General features: G+C 36.4%; 26 protein-coding genes, 1 pseudogene and 1 riboswitch. Of the genes and pseudogenes, 11 read left to right on the top strand and 16 right to left on the bottom strand.

Annotated features, from left to right (window positions below; genetic code table 11):
• Positions 1–102 precede the first annotated feature (102 nt).
• From KO561_RS03125 to KO561_RS03115, 3 genes are all read right to left on the bottom strand, one after another.
• Positions 103–903 (bottom strand): iron-sulfur cluster assembly accessory protein, encoded by an 801-nt coding sequence (locus KO561_RS03125; RefSeq protein ID WP_231095696.1) that lies wholly within the window; start codon positions 901–903, stop codon positions 103–105.
• Between the two features lie 365 nt (positions 904–1,268).
• Positions 1,269–1,835, bottom strand: coding sequence for an NADPH-dependent FMN reductase (locus KO561_RS03120; RefSeq protein ID WP_231095695.1), 567 nt, complete (start codon positions 1,833–1,835; stop codon positions 1,269–1,271).
• Between the two features lie 13 nt (positions 1,836–1,848).
• The gene (locus KO561_RS03115; RefSeq protein ID WP_231095694.1) at positions 1,849–2,907 is read right to left on the bottom strand and encodes an LLM class flavin-dependent oxidoreductase; all 1,059 of its coding nucleotides are present in this window, start codon (positions 2,905–2,907) and stop codon (positions 1,849–1,851) included.
• A 180-nt stretch (positions 2,908–3,087) separates the two neighbouring features.
• Between KO561_RS03115 and KO561_RS03110 the strand changes: the two genes are divergently transcribed.
• Together KO561_RS03110 and KO561_RS03105 are read left to right on the top strand one after the other, a co-directional pair.
• Positions 3,088–3,435, top strand: a complete 348-nt coding sequence (locus KO561_RS03110) for a winged helix-turn-helix transcriptional regulator (protein WP_231095693.1) — start codon at positions 3,088–3,090, stop codon at positions 3,433–3,435.
• 173 nt (positions 3,436–3,608) lie between these two features.
• Positions 3,609–3,782 (top strand): aspartyl-phosphate phosphatase Spo0E family protein, encoded by a 174-nt coding sequence (locus KO561_RS03105; RefSeq protein ID WP_231095692.1) that lies wholly within the window; start codon positions 3,609–3,611, stop codon positions 3,780–3,782.
• A gap of 458 nt (positions 3,783–4,240) precedes the next feature.
• Here the strand turns inward: KO561_RS03105 and KO561_RS03100 are convergent, their stop codons facing one another.
• The 4 genes from KO561_RS03100 to KO561_RS03085 all read right to left on the bottom strand — a co-directional run bounded on the left by KO561_RS03100 (position 4,241) and on the right by KO561_RS03085 (position 7,192).
• The gene (locus tag KO561_RS03100) at positions 4,241–4,618 is read right to left on the bottom strand and encodes a hypothetical protein (protein ID WP_231095691.1); all 378 of its coding nucleotides are present in this window, start codon (positions 4,616–4,618) and stop codon (positions 4,241–4,243) included.
• Complete coding sequence (locus tag KO561_RS03095) at positions 4,597–5,157, bottom strand: DUF6036 family nucleotidyltransferase (RefSeq protein WP_231095690.1); 561 nt, start codon at positions 5,155–5,157, stop codon at positions 4,597–4,599. Before KO561_RS03095 ends, KO561_RS03100 begins: the two co-directional genes overlap by 22 nt.
• A 527-nt stretch (positions 5,158–5,684) precedes the next feature.
• On the bottom strand, positions 5,685–6,137 hold the full coding sequence (locus KO561_RS03090; protein ID WP_231095689.1) for an AraC family transcriptional regulator: 453 nt from the start codon (positions 6,135–6,137) through the stop codon (positions 5,685–5,687).
• A gap of 233 nt (positions 6,138–6,370) precedes the next feature.
• Positions 6,371–7,192, bottom strand: a complete 822-nt coding sequence (locus KO561_RS03085) for an SDR family oxidoreductase (protein ID WP_231095688.1) — start codon at positions 7,190–7,192, stop codon at positions 6,371–6,373.
• A gap of 98 nt (positions 7,193–7,290) precedes the next feature.
• On the opposite strand from KO561_RS03085, the gene KO561_RS03080 reads away from it, so the two are divergent.
• Positions 7,291–7,821: a TetR/AcrR family transcriptional regulator gene (locus KO561_RS03080; protein ID WP_231095687.1), complete on the top strand. Its 531-nt coding sequence runs from the start codon at positions 7,291–7,293 to the stop codon at positions 7,819–7,821.
• 251 nt (positions 7,822–8,072) lie between these two features.
• Here KO561_RS03080 and metE read toward each other — a convergent pair whose 3' ends face one another.
• The 5 genes from metE to KO561_RS03055 form a co-directional block, all read right to left on the bottom strand.
• Entirely contained in the window at positions 8,073–10,364 is a 2,292-nt protein-coding gene (metE, locus tag KO561_RS03075) for a 5-methyltetrahydropteroyltriglutamate--homocysteine S-methyltransferase (protein WP_231095686.1), read from the bottom strand.
• Between the two features lie 34 nt (positions 10,365–10,398).
• Complete coding sequence (locus tag KO561_RS03070; protein ID WP_231095685.1) at positions 10,399–12,228, bottom strand: bifunctional homocysteine S-methyltransferase/methylenetetrahydrofolate reductase; 1,830 nt, start codon at positions 12,226–12,228, stop codon at positions 10,399–10,401.
• Positions 12,229–12,449: 221 nt separating this feature from the next.
• Positions 12,450–12,554: riboswitch (SAM riboswitch) on the bottom strand.
• Between the two features lie 238 nt (positions 12,555–12,792).
• Positions 12,793–14,313 carry a sodium/proline symporter gene (locus KO561_RS03065; RefSeq protein ID WP_231095684.1) on the bottom strand — a complete coding sequence of 507 codons (1,521 nt, stop codon included), beginning with the start codon at positions 14,311–14,313 and terminating at the stop codon, positions 12,793–12,795.
• A gap of 13 nt (positions 14,314–14,326) precedes the next feature.
• Positions 14,327–14,482 (bottom strand): hypothetical protein, encoded by a 156-nt coding sequence (locus KO561_RS03060; protein WP_231095683.1) that lies wholly within the window; start codon positions 14,480–14,482, stop codon positions 14,327–14,329.
• Positions 14,483–14,631: 149 nt separating this feature from the next.
• Positions 14,632–15,891, bottom strand: a complete 1,260-nt coding sequence (locus KO561_RS03055) for a PucR family transcriptional regulator (protein WP_231095682.1) — start codon at positions 15,889–15,891, stop codon at positions 14,632–14,634.
• A gap of 274 nt (positions 15,892–16,165) precedes the next feature.
• Between KO561_RS03055 and KO561_RS03050 the strand changes: the two genes are divergently transcribed.
• The 3 genes from KO561_RS03050 to KO561_RS03040 all read left to right on the top strand — a co-directional run bounded on the left by KO561_RS03050 (position 16,166) and on the right by KO561_RS03040 (position 18,179).
• Positions 16,166–16,609 carry an Rrf2 family transcriptional regulator gene (locus tag KO561_RS03050; protein WP_231095681.1) on the top strand — a complete coding sequence of 148 codons (444 nt, stop codon included), beginning with the start codon at positions 16,166–16,168 and terminating at the stop codon, positions 16,607–16,609.
• A gap of 63 nt (positions 16,610–16,672) precedes the next feature.
• Positions 16,673–17,581, top strand: a complete 909-nt coding sequence (locus KO561_RS03045) for an NAD(P)/FAD-dependent oxidoreductase (protein WP_231095680.1) — start codon at positions 16,673–16,675, stop codon at positions 17,579–17,581.
• A gap of 13 nt (positions 17,582–17,594) precedes the next feature.
• The gene (locus tag KO561_RS03040; protein ID WP_231095679.1) at positions 17,595–18,179 is read left to right on the top strand and encodes a class I SAM-dependent methyltransferase; all 585 of its coding nucleotides are present in this window, start codon (positions 17,595–17,597) and stop codon (positions 18,177–18,179) included.
• An 88-nt stretch (positions 18,180–18,267) separates the two neighbouring features.
• Here the strand turns inward: KO561_RS03040 and KO561_RS03035 are convergent, their stop codons facing one another.
• Positions 18,268–18,966, bottom strand: a complete 699-nt coding sequence (locus tag KO561_RS03035; RefSeq protein ID WP_231095678.1) for a DUF4386 domain-containing protein — start codon at positions 18,964–18,966, stop codon at positions 18,268–18,270.
• Positions 18,967–19,050: 84 nt separating this feature from the next.
• Between KO561_RS03035 and KO561_RS03030 the strand changes: the two genes are divergently transcribed.
• A complete protein-coding gene (locus KO561_RS03030; RefSeq protein ID WP_231095677.1) occupies positions 19,051–19,923 on the top strand; it encodes a helix-turn-helix transcriptional regulator in 873 nt (290 codons plus the stop codon).
• A gap of 319 nt (positions 19,924–20,242) precedes the next feature.
• On the opposite strand, the gene KO561_RS03025 is transcribed toward KO561_RS03030, so the two are convergent.
• Positions 20,243–20,806: a hypothetical protein gene (locus tag KO561_RS03025; RefSeq protein ID WP_231095676.1), complete on the bottom strand. Its 564-nt coding sequence runs from the start codon at positions 20,804–20,806 to the stop codon at positions 20,243–20,245.
• A 333-nt stretch (positions 20,807–21,139) separates the two neighbouring features.
• On the opposite strand from KO561_RS03025, the gene KO561_RS20375 reads away from it, so the two are divergent.
• Both KO561_RS20375 and KO561_RS03020 read left to right on the top strand, forming a co-directional pair.
• Complete coding sequence (locus KO561_RS20375; protein WP_269140688.1) at positions 21,140–21,271, top strand: hypothetical protein; 132 nt, start codon at positions 21,140–21,142, stop codon at positions 21,269–21,271.
• A 20-nt stretch (positions 21,272–21,291) separates the two neighbouring features.
• Positions 21,292–22,148 (top strand): annotated as a pseudogene (locus tag KO561_RS03020) (SMP-30/gluconolactonase/LRE family protein).
• A gap of 279 nt (positions 22,149–22,427) precedes the next feature.
• Here KO561_RS03020 and KO561_RS03015 read toward each other — a convergent pair.
• A complete protein-coding gene (locus KO561_RS03015; RefSeq protein ID WP_231095675.1) occupies positions 22,428–23,030 on the bottom strand; it encodes an NAD(P)H-dependent oxidoreductase in 603 nt (200 codons plus the stop codon).
• A gap of 119 nt (positions 23,031–23,149) precedes the next feature.
• On the opposite strand from KO561_RS03015, the gene KO561_RS03010 reads away from it, so the two are divergent.
• Positions 23,150–23,578, top strand: a complete 429-nt coding sequence (locus tag KO561_RS03010) for a MarR family winged helix-turn-helix transcriptional regulator (RefSeq protein WP_231095674.1) — start codon at positions 23,150–23,152, stop codon at positions 23,576–23,578.
• 609 nt (positions 23,579–24,187) lie between these two features.
• Here KO561_RS03010 and KO561_RS03005 read toward each other — a convergent pair.
• A complete protein-coding gene (locus KO561_RS03005) occupies positions 24,188–25,066 on the bottom strand; it encodes a DMT family transporter (protein WP_231095673.1) in 879 nt (292 codons plus the stop codon).
• A 356-nt stretch (positions 25,067–25,422) separates the two neighbouring features.
• Between KO561_RS03005 and KO561_RS03000 the strand changes: the two genes are divergently transcribed.
• Positions 25,423–26,031 carry a LysR family transcriptional regulator substrate-binding protein gene (locus tag KO561_RS03000; protein WP_231095672.1) on the top strand — a complete coding sequence of 203 codons (609 nt, stop codon included), beginning with the start codon at positions 25,423–25,425 and terminating at the stop codon, positions 26,029–26,031.
• Positions 26,032–26,052 lie beyond the last annotated feature (21 nt).

Raw genomic sequence — 26,052 nt, 5'->3', positions numbered from 1 at the left:
GGTGGCCGAAGTGCGTTTAAGCGCCCTTCGGCCTAACTTCCAATGATAGTGCTTTGAACAGCCATGATACCTTGTTTTTAATCTTTCACATCACTGTTCCTGTTATCGCGTTTCGTCGAAAGAGTTTTTCCCGCTATTTGCTCCTCTGCTTCCTTCTACCGATTGAACGGTACCTTGCACGACATAAGCGCCAACTGCATCTTCTAATGCGTAGTCACCAGGAATGGTTCCTTCATAGTAAGCACGTAAGGTTGTATTATTTACAACTTCAACACGTGATGATCCAGCAGATGGAATGGTACTACTTTGCTTTGCCTCTGGAAAATACAACCTGAGTCCACTTGAGTTTTGTATAATATCATCATCTGTTAGTGCTTCATCAAATTCGAATAAATAGGAGTTACCGTCTAACGTTACATTTACTAGATCCGGATTCTCCGTCTTTCCCTCATTACTGATTGCTGCAGCTTGATTAATATTCAAGGGATTGTCTGGACTTGTGTTGCTACTATCCGAATTCACCACCTGAGAATCCACATATCCTCGTGCATAATTCTCTGGATTCAATTCTCCTGAAAAGAGAACAGTAATGATATCGTCCCCCGCCTTATCATTCTGTGGTTTCACATTAGTCGAGCCATCAACAGTGTCCCCTCCATCCAATGGAATGAGATGAAAGTTTGAACGATCTCCACCGTTTAAGAATGCTGTTTGATCAAAAGTAAAATCAACAGCTGTTGTCGGTCCACTTTGAGTAGATGGCCCCATTCGAAAATTATTAACTTTAAGAAGATCAGGGGCTTCGGTCAATTGATTCTGTGATTTTCCCAGACAACCTGCCAGAACAAGGATTACTATTAATAAAACAAAACTTTTCTTTAGTACAGAAATAAAAGAACGCATGTTATTTCAACACCTCCTTCATAGTTTAGATTGATCCGCTATGATGGAAGAGACCTATTTTCACTGTTTTTCTAATCATTCAAACTTAAGAACATTCTATGTATCTTAGTTGCAACTTGTACGTGATATTCTAAAAATAGTTGCTTGTCTAATAATCTTCATAATCCTTGAAAGATATTATTCATTCTATTAAACGCTTTTTGTGCAGATCTTTCGTTATAGTTGCGCGAATATGGGGCGTTAAATCCATCCTCGTTTGATATTTATGTATCTCAAAACACTAATCGATCCATTCCATTTTAATTCTCTATCCCATAGAAAAACGAAAAGTCTAAACCCTTATAATAGGACTTAGACTTTTCTTCTTAAAAATCATACTGTGCTTCTTTTTCTTCCCTAATCCTTTGGTACGTCTCCGTTAATACAACCGTATCCTCCACTAACCGCTCAATCCGGAAAAAGACATCCTCGTTGGTAATTTCTTTCATATAATAGTCCGTTTCTTCAATAAACACATAAGTCTGGACCATTTGCGCTTTCATATACGCCAAAATCGGTTTAAGTTGTTGTTCGGCAATTAAATAATGTTTAGATGAACCTGCTGTTACGAGCATGCTAACCACTTTGTCTCGGAAAGCATTTTGTGGAAGTAAGTCAAAAATATTTTTCAAAGTCGCTGGTATGGAGGCTTGGAAAATCGGTGTTCCTATGATGATAGCATCTGCTTCCATCAATGCTTTCGTAACATATCCTGTATCTCCATCATAGTCCAAATAATTTCGACCATCACTAAACTGCATCTCATACTCTGCTAAATCGATTAAGTCGACATTTACTTCCGGGTATTTTTCCTCGAGGGCTTTTACCGTATAGTTCATAGCGGTTCTAGTTTTCGACCCAACATTTGAACCAGATAGTGCAACGATTTTCATCTAGCTGTCCCTCCTATTTTTTCGCTGTATATTTTCGGATTGCAGGTAGGATTTCAGTTGCAATCAACTCGATGTTTTTTTGTAATCGTTCAAATGGAACACCACCGAAATCAATTTGTGCGATATAACGCTGATGCCCAAACTGCTCGTGCTGATAAAGGATCTTTTCAATGATTTCTTGTGGACTTCCAATGTTCATCACATTTTGTGGATCGATACCTTGAGCAAAGTGCTGCTTCGGAAATCCTTGTCCGTTCGTCTTTTTCATTCCTTCGTTGATATGTGGATACATATCTTTTAAGGCTTGCTGCGATGTTTCTGCTGCATAGAAGAATCCAGCTGTTGCAACTGGTAGCTCTGCTGGATTGAATCCCCCTCTTTCGGCTGCTTCTCGATAAGCATCAATCGTTCTTTTAAAAATAGAAACAGGTCCACCTAAGTGAGCCATGAACATCGGCACTCCCGCATAGCCCGCTTTCATCGCACTACCAGGAGAACCTCCTACCGCGCGCCAAATCGGAAGAGAGCCACTTTGAGGGCGTGGAATGACTTCTGCATTTCTTAACGGTGCCCGAAATTCTCCACTCCAGTTCACAACATCCTCTTCGTTAATTTTTCTTAATAGGTCAAACTTTTCTTCAAATAACGCTTCATAGTCTCGGACATTATAACCAAGCAACTCGAATAAGCCAATTCGAGAAGCACGCCCAGCAACGATTTCTGTACGCCCACCTGAGATTAAGTCAATGGTTGAAAAATCCTCATACACACGGACTGGGTCTGATGTACTGATAATGGTAGAAGAACTTGCAATCTTAATATTTTCCGTTGCTTGTGCGATTGCAGAAAGAACGACAGAGTGCGCTTGTGTCGCAAAATAGTCCTGATGACTTTCCCCGACACTAAAGAAGTCCAATCCTGCCTGGTCGGCAAGCTTTGCATATTCTATAATTTCATGAACTCGCTCTTTTGCAGAAATTCGTTCACCAGTTATGGGATTCGGTAAGTGATCCCCTAATGTATAGATACCAAACTCTAAGCCTTTGTCTGGATTAATTCGATATTTTTCCATATATCCTTCACCTTTCCTTTCTACGTTGAGGCTTTATATGTCACTGGAATACCTCGTTTCGGTATTACCCTACTTTTCTTTTTGAGGAAACAATATTATTATAGAGTATATCAACATATAAGATAAGTACGCACTTAAATGTGGTATAGTATCCAAAAAGATACTTAGGAGGGGTAATATATGGAAAAGGTACCTGAAGAATGTCGTGTTGAGAATGCATTAAATATATTGGTTGGAAAGTGGAAACCGATTATTCTACTCCACCTTTTACAGGAAGGGACAAAACGGTTCAGTGAACTTAAACGTAGCATGCCCGGAATTACACAAAAAATGTTAACAAAGCAGCTAAGAGAACTAGAGGAAGAGGATATTGTTGAACGCGTCGTGTACCCTCAAGTTCCTCCTAAAGTGGAGTATTCGATCACAGAATATGGACGAAGTTTAGAGCCAATTCTAGAAGCGATGCACGATTGGGGTACAAAGCATACATTGCATATGCTACAGAAACAAAAACAGAAGAGTTCTTAACATGTTGAAAGCTAGGGTTTAGGAGTGGTTCTTTTCGACTCTTTTTTTTTCAGCGCTACCTGGCTTCGGTGAAGTAGGTTTATTTAATTTTTAGGACATCCTTCCTATTCTTTAATACCTATCTTTCTAGTATAATTTCCTAATAATACTTTTATATTAAAAGGAAGTTAGTAATGGACTTAGCAAAACGAACATACGCAGAAGAAGAATTGCTTTATCATATTGAGCTGTTAAAAAGTGATATGATTAAATGTGGGATGGACTTAGGGTTAGACCACCCTTTAACGATATCATTAAGTCAAGAATTAGATAAACTCATTCTAGATTTTCAAATGAGATCAAGATAATTAGTTCAGCTTTATGAGGCTGAGCTATTTTTGTTATTAAGCTAACAATTCGACAGAGCTCCCCTTCCTTTGCTCACCTTTAATTTGCCCATATACTATTTCCTAGGTAAAAACATTTTCTGTCCGCTTTCTATCTATTTCTTTCTATAATAGATTATTATCTTATACAGAAAGTGGAACTTCTCCATATAGTATTGTATCCTCACAAAATGGAGGAAAACCTTTATGAATAGGAGGTTGTTTTCTCAAGGAGGATTGTAGAATCTGTAACGCACTGCAAACTGGTTCTATTAATGCCCAGATCCGCAAAAGACGATTATCATTACCTCTTTCCCCTTTTCATTCGCATATAAAGCGTATAAATGATGATTGTTCTGACAAAATGGCCAGTTTTTATTGCCGCTCATCTTGAACAAAAAACCGGAAGCCTTCAGAAGACTTCCGGTTTTAACAACTTATCAAATTGGTTTTAGAGTTTCTTCTTCAAAGAATACATTTCTTATTGAGAATTCCCTTGGTGCTGAAAATATCCGTTTAACTCTTTGGAAGCCGTCTCCCTCAAGTCCAGGTGTATAAGGGGCTTCTAATCTTAACTTTTCTAAATAAATCCAATCATATAATTTCGCTCCTGGCTGTCTATTTCCAACGTATTCAATAACTGCCGCAAGCTTCGTCAACTTATCCAGCTCTTCCTTACTGAGCTTTCCTATATTATTTTCATCAAACCAAAGTTCCTCGAAGTACTTTTGATAGTTACTCGAATGCAAATCAATAAGTAAATTCGTTAAAGCAAAATTAAAATCCTGAGCCTTAATTATATTGAAAATTCTTTCCAAGACTTATTCAAATCCTTTCCAACATAATTTAAAAATACTTTCTGTCTCTCCTGCAAATATTTCCTTCCAACATAATTATTAAATATATTAAGAACTTCCTCCAGTGTTTCAATCCCTAAAAATTCAATTAAATACTCTGCGTCATTAAAGTCTCTATATGGTTCTGGTCTTGCAGACAATATTTTCATTGCTAACATCTGTTCTGCACTTGGTGCTAGCACCTTAAGACTTTTGAACGTATAGACTTCTTTCAAATTTTCATTCTTGATATGCCTCAATGGTTCTCTAATATCTTGATTAATCCAGTTCTTATCTAAATTGAAAGTTTCAGCAATTTCTACTAGTATGTTGTCAATTATCGGAGATGTGTCAAATAAGGCATCAACATCTTTTGTTGCCGGTCTAGCATCAAAGCAAGCCATCATGACAGTCCCACCATATATATTTAGTGTAAGTTCTAATTTATTATCTTGAAGTTTTTTATCGAGAACTTCTAGAATTTCTATAAAGATCTCTTTTGTCACCTTTTCCAAGCTCACTGTACTCACATCCTTTAGGATAGAATGTCTACTTACATTATAACAATAACCAAAGATTTTAACATTGAAATCTACTCAAGATAAGGCCTAAAAGATATACCCCTTCTGATAGAATAGATACGTTATATCTATATAAGAAAGGGTAAATAATGGTGCCAATTCACAAATTAATCCATTTCAAATTTTAGCGCTAACAGATTAGGACATTTCCAATATAGGAGAATCCTCTACAATAAGTTCGTTATCAGGTAAGTATGCAAAAAACCATTTACAAGATTAAACTCCCCCCACCAAATGCTAAACGTGTGGTCGAAAAAATGTTTCTATCAATACGGAAAAGGTAGAGATGGAGCTAGAAATTTTCCCAGAAAATGTTGATTCGTTTTTTCCATTGGCTGAAATGTATATGAGAAAACCAGGTTGTTAGACCCACAGAACGTCTATTACAACCCTCTCTGTGGGTCTAACACTAGTAAGAGTGTTATCTTGAACAGTTTAAGTAAAAGTACTGAAGTTAAATCAACTCACTATAACGATTTTACTGGCACACATAATTCGCAATAATCGTTGTTAACCATTTCACCGGTGTATCTTTCTATAATCGGTTTGTTGTCCATCTGATATCCGCTGTTCTGTATAGCTGGGAAAATTTCATCCCAAGCTTTTTGGACATCATCAGCTGTATGCTTGACTTTGAAGACCGCATATTCCCCACCCGAAAGTTCTCCTTCGCTAACGGAATCATCCATTTGATAGTCCTTTGAAATGGCAATACAAGCGTCGTACCTGCAGTTTTCAGGACGTGTTATTTCTGGATTATCTTGTGGAACTCCGAATATGGTTGCTGAATTAGTAAGATTGTTCTCCTCAGCCCATTTCTTTAACTTTTCCATGGCTTGCATGTTAGAAGGACCATAAGGACCAATTTGACGTACAAAGACAATACGCTGTTTCGGAAGTGTTTCGACTTTCATTTCCATCTTTTCATTTTCCTTTCTATAACTAATATTTGGTATATTTCGAAACTAACATGTTATAAAAAAATATTCATTACCTTTTTTTATAATAGTTTCACGGTGCCTGTCACGCCCCGGTTTTTGTCGAAACGAGGCGAACGAGAATCTATTAATTCCATTTGGTAAACAAAAAAACGTCAAAATGTTGGCTGACAGCATTTTGACGCTTTTGAATATATCCCTTTTTATTTACATGTTTATTTTTGTAACGTTTGAAGTCGATTTAAATTTGCGACTGTACCGCCATCTACACGCAGGTCTGTACCTGTAATATAGGAAGCTGCGTCACTGAGTAGGAACTCAACAGCTGTTGCAATTTCAGAAGCTTCGCCTTCACGTTGTAAAGGTGTGTTATCAAGCATCACTTTCATTTGCTCTTGTTGAGAAGCTTCTTGACGCCCCATTGGTGTGTTGATTGTACCAGGAGAGACGGATGTAATCCGAGCACCTTTTTCGCCCCAAGCCCATACTTGATCTTCAACAATCAAAAGGACACCTAATTTTGATAAACTATATGCTGTACCTGATTCACCTTGTGTAAATTGCTCCATGGTTTCCACAACGTTTTCAGCTAATGGTTGTTTTAAGACCTCGGTATATGGACCTTGCCGAGGTGCCATATGCCCACTCATAGACGAAATAACCACCGTAGCAGTACCTTGTGTTGCAATTGGAAGGAAGGCATCTAAAACGATTCCTGTACCAACTAAATTCACTTCCGTTATGCGTCTAGAATCCGCCATTGTTGGTGATAGGCCAGCAGTGTGAACTAACCCTTTTAATGTACCTAGTTCAGATGCTTTTTTCGCTAATGCAGCAATATTTTCTTTTGAGGTTATATCAACGGTTTGGTAATGTACATCTGTAATACCTTTGGCAGCTAATTCTTCTTTTGCTTGAATTAAACGCTCTTCAGAAATGTCGGCTAATAATACAGTCCCTTTTTTGCCGACTAGTTCAGCAGTCGCTTTACCCATACCACCAGATCCACCTGTGATTACATAAACGTGTCTTGTCATGATTATACCCTCCTAACTTGATATAACATTATTGTAATCCCTTTCACAGCAAAAATAACGAGACATTTTGCCCTAAAGTGTCTAGAGGAGTGTCACAAATGAGCAACGCTAAAGAAACGATCATTGAAGCATTTTTACAGTTACTTTATGAGAAAAAGTTTGAGGATTTAACAGTAAAACAAATTATTCAAAAAGCAGGCTTTTCCCGCTCAACGTTTTATTTACATTTTGCAGATAAATATGAACTAATGGAAGATGTGAGATGGTCTTTAAATGGTCAGTTTTTGTCTTTTTACGAAACAAGTTTTTACCAATGGGGGAAACCGGTCACACATTATTTATGTGAACATATTTTTACTTATCGTTCCTTTTATGAGGTGGAATTCACTGATGCTAAGGCTGCACGACAACTATCAAACAAGCTAGCAACCCGTTTGATGGAAGCATTCCATGACCAAGACTACGCCATATTCGCAAGTTTTGGTACAATCGGATATTTAAGTTTTTGGGTGAAAAGTGGATTTGAAATGAGCCCTGCTGAAGCAGCGGACAAGCTACTTAAAATTGGATTGACTGATTGGACTAAAGGATTAGATATGGATAGAGGAAAGATGGTGGAGGAGCCATAGGGGGAAGATATAAGAAAATATGCCACTCTCTAATCTTTCCCCATGCTCCTCTCGAGTTTCCTCCTATTCTACTGTTTCATTAATCTTTTCACCTTCTACCGATTTGTTTTCTGGTGAATTATTAGAACCGTGTAATTTAACCGTAGGCAAATTCCACAGTGCCTGTGTCAAATATAAAGAAGGTGCCGCCAAAAGCTAGACATTTAGGACACCCACTCCTTATACTGTAAGACAATATCCATCTCTCACTATTATTTCGGTTGCAGTAACAAGCTTTGTCTTAATTCTTTAGCTGCTTGAACCATCACCTTTAATGCAGAGATGGTTTCGTTAGTTTTTCTAGTTTTTAAGCCACAGTCTGGGTTGATCCAAAATTGTTCAGCAGGGATAATCGATAAAGCATTTTCGATATTATGGTTTAATTCTTGTGAGCTCGGAATACGAGGACTATGAATATCGTAAACTCCTAGACCAATATCTTTTTTGTATGTGTTTTCTTTAAAAGTAGATAGGAGCTCGCCATGACTTCTGGATGTCTCAATAGAAATAACGTCCGCGTCTAGTTGATCAATTGTTTCAAAAATATCTTGAAAGTTTGAGTAACACATATGTGTATGAATTTGTGTGTCGGGCTGAACAGACGAAGTGGTTAAACGAAAAGCATACACAGCTGACTCTAAGTAGTTTTGCCAAGTATTTCTGTCCAAGGGCAATCCTTCCCGAAGTGCAGGTTCATCGATTTGTATGATTTTAATACCATTCTCTTCTAACAACTCTACCTCTTTTTTTAGAGCGAGAGCTACTTGATTTAAAATCGTAACACGAGGTATATCGTCTGGAACAAAGGACCAATTAAGAATCGTGGTTGGACCTGTCAACATGCCTTTTACCGGTTTGTCGGTCAGTGATTGTGCATATACTGTCTCTTTTACTGTCATCGGTTGATCGAAGGACACATCCCCGACTACTAATGGTGGCTTAACACATCGGGATCCGTAGGACTGAACCCATCCAAATTTGGTGACGACAAATCCTTCTAGCTTCTCCCCGAAATACTCAACCATATCTGTCCGTTCAAATTCCCCATGTACGAGTACATCTAATTCTAAATCCTCTTGAATCTTAATCCATTTTTTAATTAATTGTTGAATAAAATGTTCGTAATCCGTTACGGATATTTCGCCTTTTCGATAGCGAGTTCGAGTTTCCTTCAGTTCCTTGGTTTGTGGTAAGCTACCTATTGTTGTTGTAGGAAGGACAGGCAACTTTAATCTTCGTTTTTGTAAAGCAATTCGATCTACAAAAGATAATCCGCGATCAGCACTATCCTTTGTCAGTTCCTCCACGTCCTTTTGTACTTGTTCATTTCTTTTAAACGCAGATTGATTGAATTGAATAAGAGATTGTGTATTATTCTCTAAATCTTGTTGAATGGCCTCTTTTCCATATTCTAATCCTTTAGCAAGGGTGACAATCTCAACAAGCTTCTCATCGGCAAAGGAAAGCCCTCCTTGAATAATTGGATCTAATTCTGTTTCTAATCTTTTCGTAACTGGCACATGTAACAAAGAAGAAGAGGGTTGAATGATGATCGTCTCACTCTCTATAGCCTGCTTGATTTCCTCTAATAACTGTAAGCTCTTATTTAAATCCGTACGCCACACGTTTCGCCCGTTAATAATTCCCGCTGCAAGCACCTTATCCTTCGGAAATCCGTATGCTTTGATTTGGGAGAAGGCATCTCCAAGGATAAAATCAAGTCCGATGGCTTTTACTGGTAAAGAAACGACTTCCTTGTAATTCGTTACTTTTCCGAAGTAAGTTTGTAACAGTAGCTGAATACCCGGAGCCGCTTCCCTAATCTTCTCGTATGCTAAATGGGCATCATGCAGTACTTCATCCGATAGATTTGTAGCAAATATCGGTTCGTCGATTTGCACCCAAGTCGCACCTTCCTCTTGTAACTCTTGAAGGATTTGGATATAAAGAGGCGTTAAGGCTTCTAATAATTTGCCAAAGTCCGATTCCTTATACCCCTTTGCTAATTGAAGAAAAGTTATAGGCCCTAATAGGACGGGCTTGGTATGAATTCCGAACTGTTCTTTTGCTTCCTTAAACAGTTCTAATGGTCGGTTGCTAGTCAAAGTAAGAGAAGCATCCTGTAATTCAGGGACAATGTAATGATAATTCGTGTTAAACCATTTGGTGATTTCCGATGCTACAGCATCCTTCGTACCTCTTGCTATCGAGAAGTAAGTATCTAAGTCTACCTTTCCACCCTGATATGGAAATCGCTTAGGGACAATTCCAAACATAACAGATGTATCCAAAACATGGTCGTAAAAAGAAAAGTCTCCGGTAGGAATAAGATCGATACCAATATATTTTTGCTTTTTTAAGTTGTCTAATCTAATTTGATCTGTTTGACGAATAAACTCCTCTTGTGAAATAGTTTGATTCCAATATTGTTCGAGTGCGTATTTCCATTGTCTTTTTTCTCCAATTCTTGGATACCCAAGGTTAGAACTAATAATCGTAGTCATTTGTTTGTTTCCTCCTCTTATTATCACGTCGCATTTAATGGACGACTTGTTTACTTTTCTTTTTCTTGATATAAGCTGCCAATTCGACTGTTATCTCATATTTCATAAATGGAGTAATCAAATAAACGCCATGAAAGTAGTGGATAGCAGTGTCAATCAGCTCTTTGGAAATAACTATTCCTTCCCTAATGGATTTTGCTCGATCAGAAGCTGCATGCATGCGTGCCCTGACGTCATCAGTTAATTTCATACCTGGTACTTCGTTGTGAAGAAATTCTGCGTTGTTGGAAGAGGTTAATGGCATAATCCCTATGTAGATAGGGGTATTGATGTGTTTAGTGGCATGATAAAGTTCTTCTATTTTTTCTACAGAAAAGATTGGTTGTGTTAAAAAGTAATCTGCTCCATACTCTATTTTCCTCTCTAATCGTTTAACAGCTTTTTCGAGATGAGCAACGTTCGGGTTAAATGCCGCTGCGACGCGAAAGTGAGTTGGTTGCTTTAGAGACTTTCCGGAAAAAGAAACACCGTTATTACATTGTTTAATTAAGCGAATCAATTCAAAGGATGTAATATCAAAGACCGAAGTGGCTCCCGGAAAATCCCCTATCTTTGTTGGGTCACCCGTAATGGCTAAAATGTCATGGAAGCCTAATGTATGAAGTCCCATTAAATGGGATTGAAGGCCGATTAAATTACGATCACGACAGGTTAGATGAACAAGTGCCTTCGCTCTAATGTTTTGTTGCTTAATAAGCGAGGCTATAGCGATATTACTAATTCGCGGGCTTGCTAACGAGTTATCTGCCAAAGTAATCGCATCAACACCAACTTCATTTAATGCGTGGACACCATCTAAATATTCCTCCACCAGTAGATGCTTAGGTGGATCTAACTCAACGATGACGGAATGATTCTCCCTCGAAAAATGGGTTAATAAACCTCCATTGTTTGCCTTTTTGTCCCCATTTACAAGGATGGCCTGTTGTTTTGGAACAACCTTCTTTTCACGCAATGGGGTAAGCTTCTCAACCCCTTTTTTTAGCGCACGAATGTGGTCTGGAGTTGTTCCACAACATCCTCCAATTAATCGAACACCCTGATTTCGAAAATCGACGGCACAGCTTTCAAAATATTCAGGTTGATTATTGTACACAAGCTTGCCTTCCTGATAAGCCGGTAAGCTCGCATTCGGATATGCTGATAAAAATGCACGACTAGGTAGAGGAACAGATTCTAAAGATTGCACCATATGACGAGGTCCCAATCGACAGTTAATGCCAACAACATCTGCTCCTAGACTACCCAATTGCTTTAACGCTTCTTCTAGTGCTATCCCATTTTCTAGAACTCCCGGTTCGTGCATCGAAACATTTGTGATGATCGGAAGCTGCGTTTCTTCCCGAGCAATCGCCAAAACCGTTGTTAATTCGTTTAAGTTATAAAATGTTTCAAGTAACAGTCCATCGACTCCCTCTAGGAGCAGACCATATAACTGCTCTCTAAAGCTCGATTTGATTTCAGCTAAATCATTTTGATTTCCATTAATTCCCCCTATTGTCCCAACTACAAAGGTGTTTTCCGTAGCGACTTGTCTGGCTAGTTGGACCGCTTTTTTATTAATTTTCCTCACTTTGTCCTCAAGTCCATACCGAGCTAGCTTGATAGAATTAGCTCCATAGCTATTCGTTTGAATAACATTAGCACCAGCTTCCACATATGCTTGGTGAACACTAAGAATTTCATCAGGATTCGTAACATTTAGTTTTTCAAAGCAGAAGTCTACTCCATGTGAATAAAGAAGTGTCCCCATAGCACCATCGCCAATTAAGATGCGATCCTCCATGGTCTTTAATAAGTCCAATGTTTTACTCCTTTCTCCTTTCGTATTTTGTTTACTGCTACCTTCCAAACATCCCCCCTTTCTACCCTATTGCGTAAAGAAAACCTAGCGTAACCAAGCCTTTTTGGCACAGGTTAAGCCTTTTTCCGTTTATACTATCAACTATTTAATTTATAAAATCTGATAGTACAAAAAAGGTGCTCCTCATTAAGAGGAACACCTTTCCGCGCAAAAGGATATTCCCCTTATCTTTCAAACTTAACGTTTGCTGGAATTAGCACCTGGTCCTTGAATGGACGGTTGCTGAGGTTTCATCGGGCCAGTCCCTCTACCTCTCTTGATAAGGGTTATCATATTATTTCGTACTATCCTACAGTAAATGGAAAAACATTACAATAGGTATTTCAAATTATTTATTTTTTATATCATACCATCGTCACTACCATGATTACATGATCCCTTTAGCAAGAATCATAGCTATTCCGGCCATTCAGGCATTTTTTTAAATACCAAAAAAGACTGTTACAAAAAATGTAGTTTAAACACTTTTGTAACAGTCTCTCCATAATATATTAGAACTCTTCCTCAAGCACTTTCATTCAAACTATCAATAACTTCTTCCGCACCTTCTGGTTTCTTTGTAAATAAGCTAACTACAACTGTAAAAATAGTTGCGACAAGGAAACCAGGAACGGCTTCATAAGTAATACCGAAGAAATAAGTGTTTAATAGTTCCTTTACATCCGGTAGGAAAGCATAGGTCCATTGAGGTTGTTGCTTCACGAGAATGACAGTAATTAATCCTGTAATCATTCCCCATAAAACACCTTGCTTCGATACACCTTTCCAATAAAAGGATAAGAGAAGAGCTGGACCAAAGCATGCTCCTAGTCCACCAAACGCAAACAGTACCATCCAGAATACAAATTCTTGGGCTGCAAATGCTAATATGAGTGACAATCCCATAAATACTACGGTAGTTACACGGCTTAAAAAGACTAATTTTTTTTGAGGGATTTCTTTATCCTGCCCAATTACTTTTTGATAAATGTCTCTAATAAATGCACTTGAACCTACAAGTAATTGGCTATCCGCACTAGACATAATTGCGGCTAGAACGGCAACTAGTAAAAAGCCAAAGAAGAAAGGGTTTAAAATTTCCGAACCTAACGAAAGGAAAATTTGCTCGCGGTCTTCATTTGGTAACATACTGATCTCGGGAAAGTAGGCACGACCAGCCAAGCCGATCATAACGGCTCCCCACCCCATAAGAACATTCCAGACCGAACTAATTAATGCAGCTTGGCGCATTTCTTTGACATTTTTAAGAGACATGTATCTTACTAGAATATGTGGGTTACCGGGACTCCCGAAACCAATACCAAGTAAACCAATGATAGCACCAAAGCCAAAAGCAAATGGACTCGTAAATCCATTACTCTGAGTATGCATTGCATCTAGTATTGGCCCAAAGCCACCTAGGCCTATAACTGCAATAATAGGAAGAAGGAGCAAGGAAACAAACATAAATCCAGCTTGAAGAACATCGGTTTTACTTACAGCATGGAACCCACCTAACATGGTGTAGGCTAATAAGATAAATGCAGTGATCCACATACCAGTTGATTCTGATACACCCATACTTGATGCGAAAGCACTACCGCCAGCAACTAGCTGGCTACCTACATAAGCAACCATAAAGAACATAATGATGCATGCGCTTACAATTCTTAACGTATGTTTTTTATCATTAAAACGAGATTCTAAAATATCTGGTACAGTGATACTACCTGTCTTTTCACTAAACGTTCTAAACTTCCTAGCAACATAAAAAAACATAAAAACTTCCACCGTGATGTAACCAGCAATCGACCATACTGCATTAAGACCTGTTGCATAAGCAGTTCCTGTCACACCAAGAACTAACCAAGCACTCCGGCCTGAACTGACGGCAGACAATGCAACTGTCCACTTATTTAAATTTCTTCCTGCAAGGAAAAAATCGGTTACTCCATCTGAACTTTTTCTAGAACTAATGAACCCTATCGCTAATAAACCAACTAAATATAGGACTAATACTATAACAGCAATCGGTTCTACATTCATTAAGAGATACCTCCTAATTTATTGATTCGCTTGAAACAGAATTCTTTTTGATTTCCTTTTTCATCGCTGTCATTTCTTCTCTTACTCCTGTGTGGACATAACAAATAATGGCTATACTTAGTATCAAAATCGGAATGCCAATTAGCGCAAAAAAGATTTCAAAGTTCATTCTTTCTCATCCTTTCTTAATTTTCTAAATATTCCTTATTCTTTATACCAATGCTATCTGTTTTATCCATTAACTACAATGTGATAGTTACCCAATTTTTCAATATGATTTTTGTTACAATCACACAAAAGCTTACATACTATTTCAAGTTATATATTTTTATACCTGTCGTAGTACTCCTGAATGTTATTAAGGAGTAAAAGTTCGGTATAAAGATGACAATTCATATTAAAATCTTCAAAATCAATTTCCGTTATCTCTAAAATTTGTTTCATTCGATAAAGCAATGTGTTTGGGTGTATAAACAATTCCTTTGCTGTTTTTTTCGGCTTTAAATTATTTGCCAAGTAGATCTCAAGAGTTTTTAGTAATTTACTGTTATTCTCTTCATCTTGTTTAATAAGCTTGAGTAAATCACGATTGATAAAACCTTCAGAACTATTCTTTTCATACAATGTCTTTAGAAAGCGGTACATTCCTAGCTTTCCATATTCGATAGGAGCGTCTTCCGTATGATAGATAGAACTTGTTATTTCAATTACCTCTAATGCCTGGAGGAAACTTTTTCTCACATCACAAAGTTGAATATATTCATTACCTATACCAAATAAAAGCTTATTCGTTTCTTCCCTATGAGTTGCTTCTATTATGTTCTCAATCAATTCCTTCGCTTTATTAATTGAATCCCCACTTTTATCACTAGCCCCCCCTATCCATACTGTAATATGGAAATCTGACTTAAGATAAGATTTTTTATGAACAGTCTGAAACCTATCCATAATGCTTTTTATTTTCTCAAAGACTTCGAAATGTGTATGATCCGCAATCGATACAACTAAAACTGTAAACCGTTCTGGTAACTTAAACGCTGCCAATTTTGCTTCGTTACGAATTTGTTGTTCATTCATGTCACCATGGTTGATTAATTGCCTCAGTAATCTTTGTTCAGTTGTTTCTCTAAGGACCTTTTTGTCACTATGATTAAAAATAAGCTTGCCAACATGTGAAGAAATAGATGTTAGAAATTCAAGTTGTTCCTCTTTTAACAGATGATTAGATTCTAATACCCATATATAACCAACTGTTTGTTTTTCATATTTGACTCTGATGACCACTCGTTGGTAAAATCCCATCTCCTCAATCGGTTGTACCCTTATCGGGTCATTTTTACTTTCTAACTGTTGTACAACTCCATCTTTCTTTAAACGTTCCATGATAATTGTAGGGCATTTTTTTGTAAGGATTGTTTTTTGCTGCGTTAAATCATATTCATAATCACCGGATGAACTATATGCTATCAATTCAAAATTCTCGTTCTCAATAATAACTGATTTATTGAGAATTCTACTTAGATATTCTGTCATTTCATGAATACTACTGATATCCATCACTTGATGCGACAAACCCATTTATACTCCACCCCACTAATTTCAAGTAACTAGTATTTTATAATTATTATTATATATTTTACTATGAAAAAATCATATAATAAACTGTTAAAATGGATTCTATTGGGAATTGATCCTGAAATTACTGATACAGATAGAAGTATATTTGTGTAGTGGATCGTATTTATAATTCCAAATAGCTCAAGGTTAAAAACTTGCTATTCATTTCAATTTGTCGTAATATCAATTACAGATATAAAAGGTCTTTAATATATTTGGAAGAGGGAGGAAGTTAATGAAATATTCCAGAGCTACTAACTATGCCTTACACACAATGGTGTTTTTAACTTTAGCACCTAAGGGAAAGTCTGTTGGAGTAGACCATTTAGCTAACATACAGAACCTCTCCCCAACTTACCTTTCGAAGATTCTTACTAAGCTTGTAAAAGCAGGTTTAATTGAATCAGTACCCGGTGTTAAAGGTGGATACAGTATCATAAGACATTCTCATGAAATCTCTTTCTTAGATGTCATCCATGCTATTGAAGGGAAAACAACTTTATTTAGCTGTTCATCCGAACATGATGACTTTAGAAATGGAGAATGTCTCATTGAAAATGTAATGATTAATGCAGAAAGAAACATGACAGAAGAATTAAGCAAAAAGTATATCGTCGACATTGCAAAACAATTCGAGGCAAACAAAAACAAAAAAAGTGATTGTAAGCATCCATATTAATTTTTTTGTCCTAATTACAGATATTAAGAGTCTTTAATATATTTAATAAGAGGAGGAAGTAAAATGTTGTTAGATTGTGTCGTTATTGGAGGAGGACCAGCAGGCCTAAATGCTTCGCTTGTTCTCGCAAGAGGAAAAAAGAATGTCATTCTGTTTGATGAGGATAAACCTAGAAATGCTGTCACTCATGAGTCACACGGGTTTATAACAAGAGACGGTATCAAACCTACAGTTTTTAAGCAAAGTGCGAAGAAGGATCTAATGAAATATCCGAATATCTCGATTCATAACCAGCGGGTAACGGAAATTAAAAAAGAAGATAAATCTTTTATTATCCATACACATGATGGAAATTCTTATCGATCTAGAAAGGTTATTTTGGCCACTGGCCTTAAAGATGTGATGCCGGAAATAGAAGGAATTCATAATTTCTATGGCGTGAGCCTATTTAGTTGTCCTTTTTGTGATGGCTGGGAACTTAGAGACCGCGCCTTGGTAGTTATACCTACTGCCGAGCATGCTTTTCACATAACAAAAATGATTTTCAATTGGAGTAACGATATTGTAGTTTGTACGAACGGGACGAAGATGTTCTCTACAGAACAGATAGAATTATTAACTAAGAAAAATATTAAAGTCCTTGAAGATGACATTTTAGCTTTAGATGGCGACCAGGGTCAATTAGAAAAGATACTGTTTAAGAATGGAGAGGAAATAGCAAGAGAAGGGGGCTTTGTAACTACTCGCTTAGAACAAGCATCCTCATTAGCTCAAAAACTAGGATGTTCTATGAATAAGATGGGAGGAGTTGAAATAGATTCCCTTGGCCGTACAAATATTGAGGGAATTTATGCTAGTGGAGATAACTCTTTATCAGGACCCCCGCAATTAATTAATGCTGCGAGTGAAGGAAGTAAAGCTGCTATGGGAGTAATAAGCGATTTGATTTATGAAGACTTTAATTTAATTTAGGAGGAAAAAATGTATGGAAAAAAGAAAACACGATTCTATTTCAATGAACCATTTCACAAAAAAGGTTGAATATCTAGATAACCCCGAAAAAAGAGGAGATATACCTCCAAAACAGCTATTGAGTATGCTCCCGATTCAAAAAGACCACCATATCTTAGATTTCGGTGCAGGTACTGGGTATTATACAATCCCAGCTGCACAATTCGTGAGCGGACAAGTTTATGCTGTAGATAAAGATCCTAAAATGCTAGAGGTCATAAATTCTAAAGCGAACGAAGAAAGTATTAAGAATGTTACAACTCTACTAGGTAGTATGGACGATCTATCACTAGCTCCCCATTCCATTGATTTCGTCCTAGCCTCACTAGTTTTGCATGAAGTTGAAAATCTACCTAATACGCTACTACAAATTAAAAAGTTACTTAAACCAGGTGGGTATCTTGCATGTATTGAAATTGAGAAAAAGGATGAATCAAGTACGCATCCCAGAATTGCCTCATCCACTTTAGAACAAGAATTATTCAATGTTGGATTTAAACATGTTGAGATGTTATACCCAACAGATCAAATATACATTGCCATTGCCAAGAAGGAGTAACCGGAGATTATTGTACTGTAGATAAGGTATTTTTTGTTGCCTGTCACACCCTAAATTCGACATAATTCGAGGTGTGACAGACGCTTTTCTATCGGGTTTTTAATTCTTCAAGCTTCTGCTTATTAAATCCTTTTACAATTAACCAGACAGCCAAACTCAGCTCATAAACGCCGACTGGTAGTGCAATGAAACCTTTCACTGTAGATAAAGGTTCTACTATACCGAACATTTCCAGTAAACCAGCGATGAACACTAGAACTGCTGTAACGATGCCAAATAGCGCTAACTGTTTTGGCACTAATCTTGTTCTAAAGAGTAAATAACTATAAAGAACTGTATTTAAACCTAACATGAAATTTGGACCTAACATAAAAGTCCATCGATGAAAACCTTGCAATACAATACCTACAGCCGATAAACTTTCTTCACTTGCTAATTCGCCTGCTTCATAATATGCACTAAGATGCAATAAACCTAATATACTGACCAAACCTATTGCAATAAAAACGGCTTCCATAAAACGAAAACAAAAATACCCTAATGCAAGATGTTCACTCCAATGACGAAGGTAAGGAAACAGCATAATAGCTGTACCGACAGCTGACACTACGAGGAAGAGATCATTTAGTACTCCGAGCAAAACTTTTGATTCTAATCCATTGGTCACGGCCATATACCACTGTTCGGACAATACTGGGTCATACAAGACAACGGCTATGATGGAAGTGACAGCCGCTAAAATATAAAAAATACCTAAAATCATTCCATTTATTCGATCTTGTGTCATTTTCTTTACCTCCATGAAATAATTATTTAATAATTTCTATGTTATACTTGATCTGAATCTTAAGCTTTGATAAAAGGAGTCACTATGGATCATCATTATGAGGTAATAGAGAGTTCTTTGGTTTATATTGAGAACAATATACAACAACCTTTATCACTAGAGTCTGTTTCTAATAACTTCAACATGTCCAAGTACTATTTTCATAGACTTTTTTCTGCAATGATGGGTTGTTCATTAAACCGTTACATCCTATCCAGAAGATTAAATGTCTCCCTACAATTCATTCAAAACGATCACTTATCACTAACAGATATTGCCTATCAGCTAAACTTTGGAACTCAATCCTCATTCACCCGCGCTTTCAAGCGACAATACGGTATAACTCCAAGCTCTCTTCGAACCAAAGATAAGAGCCTACCTCAAGAGCCAATTCCTACAGTAGTTAAAAGACCTATAAAAAATATCAATGGAGATATTGTCACTGATTTCACCCTTACAGATTTTAAGACCACCAGAGTAAGTGGCATAGCTTTTGAAGTGGATTTAGCAAAAGATGACTACAAGACGAAGATTCGCTCACATTCAAAAATGCTATTAGAAAACATGGATGAATCATTTAATGGTTCCTGTCATGTCATCTATTCAAACTGTCAACCAAATTCAACTCGCTTCAAGGTTCTGGTTGGGATTCCACATGATATACAAATAAATAAACCCTATTATTTCACCGTCGATGTACCACAACTTTTTTGCGCTAAGTTTAAATATTCGGGCGATCTACTTGATATAGGGAATGTCTTCATTTCTGACTATGCAAGATTTTTAAAGATCTCAAAACAGGAAACTGAGAACTCAGATATTGAACTCATTCAATCATTTGATAATATTCACAATCTTGATTCGACCTATCACATATATGCACCTATCAAAAAACTACCTATTGATTCAGATTTATAGCTTCACTTTAAGGTAGGCATATTTTCGTTCCACTCCCTTCAATAAAAATTGACATTTTGATGATAAAAAGATAACACACTAGGCTTAGTTGGACTTTCCAAATCTTGCTGTAATAAGTTAAGAGAAGCTCACAGGAATTTTACACAACAAAAATAGGTACCTTATTTGAGGTACCTAAACTTCAACTATTTTATTTGTACAGGGGAAATTTATTACATCCACAACTACCTAAGCAAACTCTCATTGTAAACTTCATATTTGAATATAATTCTCAAGATTATAGCCGACCGCCTGATTACTTTAAATAGTGGAGCACGATTTAATTAAATTCTTTTAAATCTTGAAGCTTCCATCTCGGCTCCATAGAGGATTCATTAAACAAATGCGCAGATAACATGTAATCTTCTTCTATATTTGGAACCTCAAATGTAACTTGAAGATAAACATTTTTTTCTGGTTCTATCTCTGTGTCAGATGGATTCATATTTGGAAGAAGTTCACCGTCATAGGATGTATTTAGTTTTTCACTTTCTAATTTAAAACCTATATTCCCTGCATTCAACGTTTGATCATGCGTAACATTTCTAACCCTAACAACCGCAGTTACTACGTACTGATGGGACGTTTTAGACTCTCTAAACGTATTCAGTTCTGAATAGGCTGTACTCAGAGTAATTCCAAATTGTCCCCCTTTTACTCCTTCTCCATAATGCAATATTCCACTTTCTAATCTTTCCGCACGTTCCTCTTGAGTCTCCTCTTCTGCTGTCTTGGCATCTTTTTCTTCTACTTGGCTAAACTCACTAGAATTTGCTCCATTCTGACAGGCAGTTATGAATAAGATGAGTAAAATCGCACCAATCTGTAAAAGGCTATTCTTCATGTTTTATCACCACACTCCTTACATAGGTTTGCAATTGCCCCATTTTAGATTTAGAGGACTGCTCCCTACATTTAGACTCTATAAGTTTAGCAACAACAATTAAGGAATATATTCCCATATCATCATACCATATCCTCTCATAGAAAAGCCCTGTCAACTAAACCTTCCATCGTTTTCAATCTCACAGAAATAACCTAACTTAAATCGCACACTTTAATACCTTCTATTATGCGATATTAAAGGGATGGATTTTAGAAGATGAAAGGGTTTTTATATTACATTATCGAATTACTTTTGGGGAACAAATTTATATAAAAGAGGAAAGTGGCAAACATGACTTATGTTATAAAAAGAGAATTGGCAGATATACTGGAAGTATCTGAAATTGTTTCTTTATATTCTAGGCTAAACGCTATGAAAAAGATAGAAGGAAATCCAATGGGAGTAGAAATACAAGGGAGGTAATTCACTTGTCAGTAGAATTAGTGATTGATTCTAGGTCCACACTAGGTGAAAGTCCAAGTTGGGATAGTGAAAATAATGTACTGTACTGGGTTGATATTATAGAGAAAAAGATTTGCTTGTATAATCCCCTAACCAATACATATAAACAAGTAATAATCGATCAGTTTGTAGGCTGTATCGCGCCAAGGAATGGTGGTGGAGTCGTGTTGCTCTTCAAGATGGTTTTTATTATTATGATTGGAATTCAAAACTTTTAGAGCCTATCACTGACCCGGAAAGCCACTTATCAGAAAATAGATTTAATGATGGTAAATGCGATCCCGCAGGTAGGTTTTGGGCTGGTACAACAGACTCAGAGGGGATAAGTGGAAATGGGGCACTTTATTCATTAAATACTGATTTAGTAGTAAACAAAAAAATAGAAAATGTAGGTACGTCAAATGGGATTGCTTGGTCGCCTGATCATTTATATATGTACTTTATTGATACACCTACAAAACAAGTTGTTCGATATAATTATGACATACAGACTGGTAATATCGCTCAGCCCAAAATTGTTATAACTATTCCAGAGGGAGCAGGCCTTCCAGATGGTATGACAATAGATCAAGAAGGTATGCTTTGGATTGCACATTGGGGTGGATACGGCATATCAAAGTGGGACCCAGTTAAAGGAGAACAATTAGAGTTCCTCCCAGTCCCCGCTGCGAATGTCACTTCATGTACTTTCGGAGGAAAAGACCTAAATGAACTATACATAACCACTGCTCGAACAAGGACTAGAGAAAAAGACTTAGAGAAATTCCCTTATGCAGGTGGACTATTTAAAATAAAAACAGTTGTACGAGGAAGCTACTCCTATCCGTTTAAGGGCTGAATTATACTTTAATATTTTCAATGCTCGAACGATGGATAGAAACGAAAAGACCCCGAAAATCGGAAATGTTTATTTTCACGAAATCGGGGTTTGAATCGGAAATGTTTATTTTGACTGAGAGATTTACATTTTATATAGACATAGCAAAATGCACCTCGGCCACTGCCTCCACATGTGGCTTGGTAGTAAGATGATACTGTTATCCATAAATATTATTTTTGCATCCTCTACAATCACTAATATTACCTCTTTTTCCTCTAGACAACTAGCAGTTGTTTTTTATGATGTTAAGCTATGGTTATTCAATTTCCGAAAATAATTATATACTTTTTTTATTTTTTCTTGATGTTTCCCCTTTGAATTTTCCATATTCCCAAACTCAAAAAACTTTACCTTTTTAATGCCTACGTATTGAAATAATGCCTTACGCATTAGAACTTTATGAGCATTATTTAGCCAAAACATTGGATAAAAGGTTGGACCCTTCATTACAGAAATACATACGACTGATTTCCCCTTCAACAAACCGTCTGGTAACAACTTACCATTATCTTTGTAGGCAAATCCTGAAGCAAACATTTTATCAATATAACCCATTAACATAGCAGGTGGCCTTCCCCACCATATAGGGTAGATAAAAATAATCTTTTCAGCCCATGATAGTTGATTACGATATTTTTCTAATTCTGGATCTTTATACATATCTCTTCTCTTCTTTTTCTCCCCAAATTCAAGGACCGGATTAAAATTTTCACCATATAAATCTAAAACTTGAACATTTTGTATAACACGGTTTTCCTCACACCCGCGAAGTACCTCTTGTAAAAATGTGTAGCTCAAGCTTTGATGATTTGGATGGGTAAAAACAATTAAAACATTCATTAATAAACACCTCTTAGTTATCATTTGATAACTAAATATTAACATTCACCGGATTTAGTTGTCAATTGATAATTGTTTTTTGATAATATATTTGATACTTTGTAAATGAGGTGATTTATATGGACAAAGGTAATCTTTTCCAACAATTTGTTCGGTTTACGGCATCTGTACATCAAGTAACAAACGATATGACAAAAGAAATTAAAATTGAAAACATAACTACCGTTCAATATAAAATATTAGAATACATTACAGTTAGTCAGCCTGTAACTCTTAGTGAAATCAGTGAATGCTTGCATCTATCTTTACCTAATTCTAGTCGTGAGTTAAAAAAATTAATTCAAAGCGAACTATGCGAAAAAATTATTGATTCGAATGATCGTCGCAAGTTTGACATTCGCCTCACAGAAAATGGAACGGAGCTAATGAATAAAGTGTTTCAACAGCTTGAATTAAAATTTCAAGAGCGAATTAACAATTTGACAGAGCCCGAACTAAAAGAAATTGAAGAGGCAATCAACATTTTACAAACTAAATTTTTCGCATAGGTGAAATAGAAAGGACCAAGATGAAACATATTATGGTCTCCTATGCTAATTCTAAAAAGTTATAATATAACTATTGTCATAAGTAAGACCTCTAGTATTTGCTTTTTCGTGTAAAAGTAAGACCCTAGGGGTCAAAAAATCCCCCGAACTAATAGTCCGAGGGAACATAAAACACACTTTTATCTATAGTTAAAAACCACTAAACCTATTGATACCAAGTTATTTCTGTACAACAATAATAATCTCTCCCGAAATCAGCCTCCCCAAACTCCAATTCCACCATCGGAGTTAAAATAAAGTTTTCCAACCGAACCCCCATTTTGGACAATCTTTGATTAAAAAATGACCGTTTGTCCGCCTATTTTCCACCTGTTTTTTCGCCTTTTTTTCTGTTTTAAAATAAAGTCCTCTCATTTTGTTGCGTAATGGAAAGAAGAGAAAACCGAGTAAAGACAAGTGATTGGCATGAAAAAGATTGGTCTTCCCGCTGCTCTTCCCGATTCCTTTGCCGTTTGGAAACCTACTTTTTAGCAGTAGGTACCGACTTGTTAGCGTGGATATAATAGTTTTGTAAGCCACGGAATTTTTTATAGCTACAGCAAAAGAATATTAAGTTTTCGTTTGACGACTTATCAAAATCGAGAAAATAATGATAAAGAGTCCAATAATCATATATAGAGAAACATCTTCGTTTAGAAACAGGGAGCCAAGAAACACACCCACTAATGGAATAAAATAGTTTGAAAAGGACGCAAATACAGCCCCTTCTATATGAATCAAGATGTTATAAAACCAATAGACAATCCCCGTTTGAAAAACACCTAAAATTAATAAATCAATGATATCTTCTATACTTAAGGTGGCAAATGTCGGATTTTCAATTATAAAAGTAATTGCTATCAACATAATTGATGCTATATACAGGACATTTCGCATAGACACAACTGTTTCTTCAGGTGGCAAATATTCCATTAAAACTAAAGCACCTGCATAACTGATTCCCGCGATTAAAAGGGCTACGAAACCTGCTATACCGTTTGAAAATAAATTATCTCCCAAGGAGGGCAAAAAAACAAAGACAATGCCAATAAAACCTAATACTACTCCTGTCGTTTGATAGAGGCTTAGCTTTCTTCGAAATACTACACTCACAATAAGTATTGTCCATATAGGGGTAGTACCGATTAGAATTGATGCGATACTACTACTCACTCTTTGTTGACCCCAAGCAACTAAGAAGAACGGGATGACTGCTTCTAATAATGCAATTGAAACATACAGTATATAAGTTCGGTTACTTCGTTGTCTTTCTTTTTTATAAGTTGGATTCTTCATAAAAACAGATACAACAGCTAAAGTAATTGCTCCTATAGTTGATCGAATGGTAGCCAATGTAATTGGATTCACCTTATCTAATACTTTTTCGGCAAAGTAAAACTGTGAACCCCAAATGACACTTATAAGTAATAAAAATATATACCTTTTCATCGCCTGCCCCCTTCCCTTATAGATACTTCAACAGTTTTATTATAATAAGAAAGTGTTATCATTAATAATGTCTATTATTGATGTCATCATCACTTTTTTTGATAAAGGGGCTTTATTAAAATGGATGTAGAAAATATGAAGGCTTTCGTGACGGTCGCTGAGTTAGGAAGTATATCCGCTGGGGCAACAGAACTAAACACCTTCAATCCAATATGACGGCTAAAATAAAAAAGATTGAAATGCATTATGACCAAGTTCTTTTCAATAGAACCTCAAAAGGCATAACTTTAACTGAATCAGGTCGAATATTATATAATCAATTCAAGGAGATACTTTTACTTTGGGAAGAAACAGAAATGAAAATGGGAAAAAGCGAGGAAAAACTTCGTGTTGGTACAATGATATCCATTGGAGGAGCAATGTTCTCCGATGCCTTGGAAATACTATATAAATCCAATCCCGATCTCTCTGTGACGTTTAAAACAGGTACAACAGAGTATTTAGAGGAACAAGTTGTACTTGGCCATCTCGATATTTCCTACACAATTGGAGCATTACATAATAAAAGAATACAATATCAAAAAACTGGTTTAGACGAAATGGTTATTATCGGGAAGGATATCAACTCAAATGTTGACTTTTATGATTATATATTCGGCAAGGACTTAATTACATTATCTAACGAATGCTTGTATTTTACAAAATTAGACCAAATATACACCGATCATAATATTAAACAAGGAGAAATTATTGAGGTGGGTGATTTCGAAACGTTGGTTGAATTTTCAACCATTGGCATGGGAATATCTGTTGTGTCCAAACAAATAGTCAATCGTTTCAACGTTAAAAATTATTTACAAGTTCCCTCCCCATACAAATACATCGACTTATATCTAATCAGTAGACTAAATCATAAATTTTCATATTTAGAGAAACAACTTATTGAAAGAAGTAAATTAGCCTAATTCCTCTTTTTCAGGCATAAA

The organism is Radiobacillus kanasensis, assembly GCF_021049245.1.
Lineage (GTDB): Bacteria > Bacillota > Bacilli > Bacillales > Amphibacillaceae > Radiobacillus > Radiobacillus kanasensis.
Note: the sequence above shows the minus strand (reverse complement) of the source record. Positions and strands in the feature narration are given on the sequence as shown.

Coding starts and splice junctions, on each gene's coding strand:
- KO561_RS03105 (WP_231095692.1), top strand. CDS start 3,609: ATGGACTTAGCAAAACGAACATACGCAGAAGAAGAATTGCTTTATCAT.
- KO561_RS20375 (WP_269140688.1), top strand. CDS start 21,140: ATGACTTATGTTATAAAAAGAGAATTGGCAGATATACTGGAAGTATCT.
- KO561_RS03085 (WP_231095688.1), bottom strand. CDS start 7,192: ATGACAAGACACGTTTATGTAATCACAGGTGGATCTGGTGGTATGGGT.
- KO561_RS03045 (WP_231095680.1), top strand. CDS start 16,673: ATGTTGTTAGATTGTGTCGTTATTGGAGGAGGACCAGCAGGCCTAAAT.
- KO561_RS03125 (WP_231095696.1), bottom strand. CDS start 903: ATGCGTTCTTTTATTTCTGTACTAAAGAAAAGTTTTGTTTTATTAATA.
- KO561_RS03120 (WP_231095695.1), bottom strand. CDS start 1,835: ATGAAAATCGTTGCACTATCTGGTTCAAATGTTGGGTCGAAAACTAGA.
- KO561_RS03050 (WP_231095681.1), top strand. CDS start 16,166: ATGAAATATTCCAGAGCTACTAACTATGCCTTACACACAATGGTGTTT.
- KO561_RS03015 (WP_231095675.1), bottom strand. CDS start 23,030: ATGAATGTTTTAATTGTTTTTACCCATCCAAATCATCAAAGCTTGAGC.
- KO561_RS03005 (WP_231095673.1), bottom strand. CDS start 25,066: ATGAAAAGGTATATATTTTTATTACTTATAAGTGTCATTTGGGGTTCA.
- KO561_RS03110 (WP_231095693.1), top strand. CDS start 3,088: ATGGAAAAGGTACCTGAAGAATGTCGTGTTGAGAATGCATTAAATATA.
- KO561_RS03040 (WP_231095679.1), top strand. CDS start 17,595: ATGGAAAAAAGAAAACACGATTCTATTTCAATGAACCATTTCACAAAA.
- KO561_RS03080 (WP_231095687.1), top strand. CDS start 7,291: ATGAGCAACGCTAAAGAAACGATCATTGAAGCATTTTTACAGTTACTT.
- KO561_RS03035 (WP_231095678.1), bottom strand. CDS start 18,966: ATGACACAAGATCGAATAAATGGAATGATTTTAGGTATTTTTTATATT.
- KO561_RS03115 (WP_231095694.1), bottom strand. CDS start 2,907: ATGGAAAAATATCGAATTAATCCAGACAAAGGCTTAGAGTTTGGTATC.
- KO561_RS03030 (WP_231095677.1), top strand. CDS start 19,051: ATGGATCATCATTATGAGGTAATAGAGAGTTCTTTGGTTTATATTGAG.
- KO561_RS03010 (WP_231095674.1), top strand. CDS start 23,150: ATGGACAAAGGTAATCTTTTCCAACAATTTGTTCGGTTTACGGCATCT.
- KO561_RS03060 (WP_231095683.1), bottom strand. CDS start 14,482: ATGAACTTTGAAATCTTTTTTGCGCTAATTGGCATTCCGATTTTGATA.
- metE (WP_231095686.1), bottom strand. CDS start 10,364: ATGACTACGATTATTAGTTCTAACCTTGGGTATCCAAGAATTGGAGAA.
- KO561_RS03000 (WP_231095672.1), top strand. CDS start 25,423: ATGAAAATGGGAAAAAGCGAGGAAAAACTTCGTGTTGGTACAATGATA.
- KO561_RS03065 (WP_231095684.1), bottom strand. CDS start 14,313: ATGAATGTAGAACCGATTGCTGTTATAGTATTAGTCCTATATTTAGTT.
- KO561_RS03025 (WP_231095676.1), bottom strand. CDS start 20,806: ATGAAGAATAGCCTTTTACAGATTGGTGCGATTTTACTCATCTTATTC.
- KO561_RS03090 (WP_231095689.1), bottom strand. CDS start 6,137: ATGGAAATGAAAGTCGAAACACTTCCGAAACAGCGTATTGTCTTTGTA.
- KO561_RS03055 (WP_231095682.1), bottom strand. CDS start 15,891: ATGGGTTTGTCGCATCAAGTGATGGATATCAGTAGTATTCATGAAATG.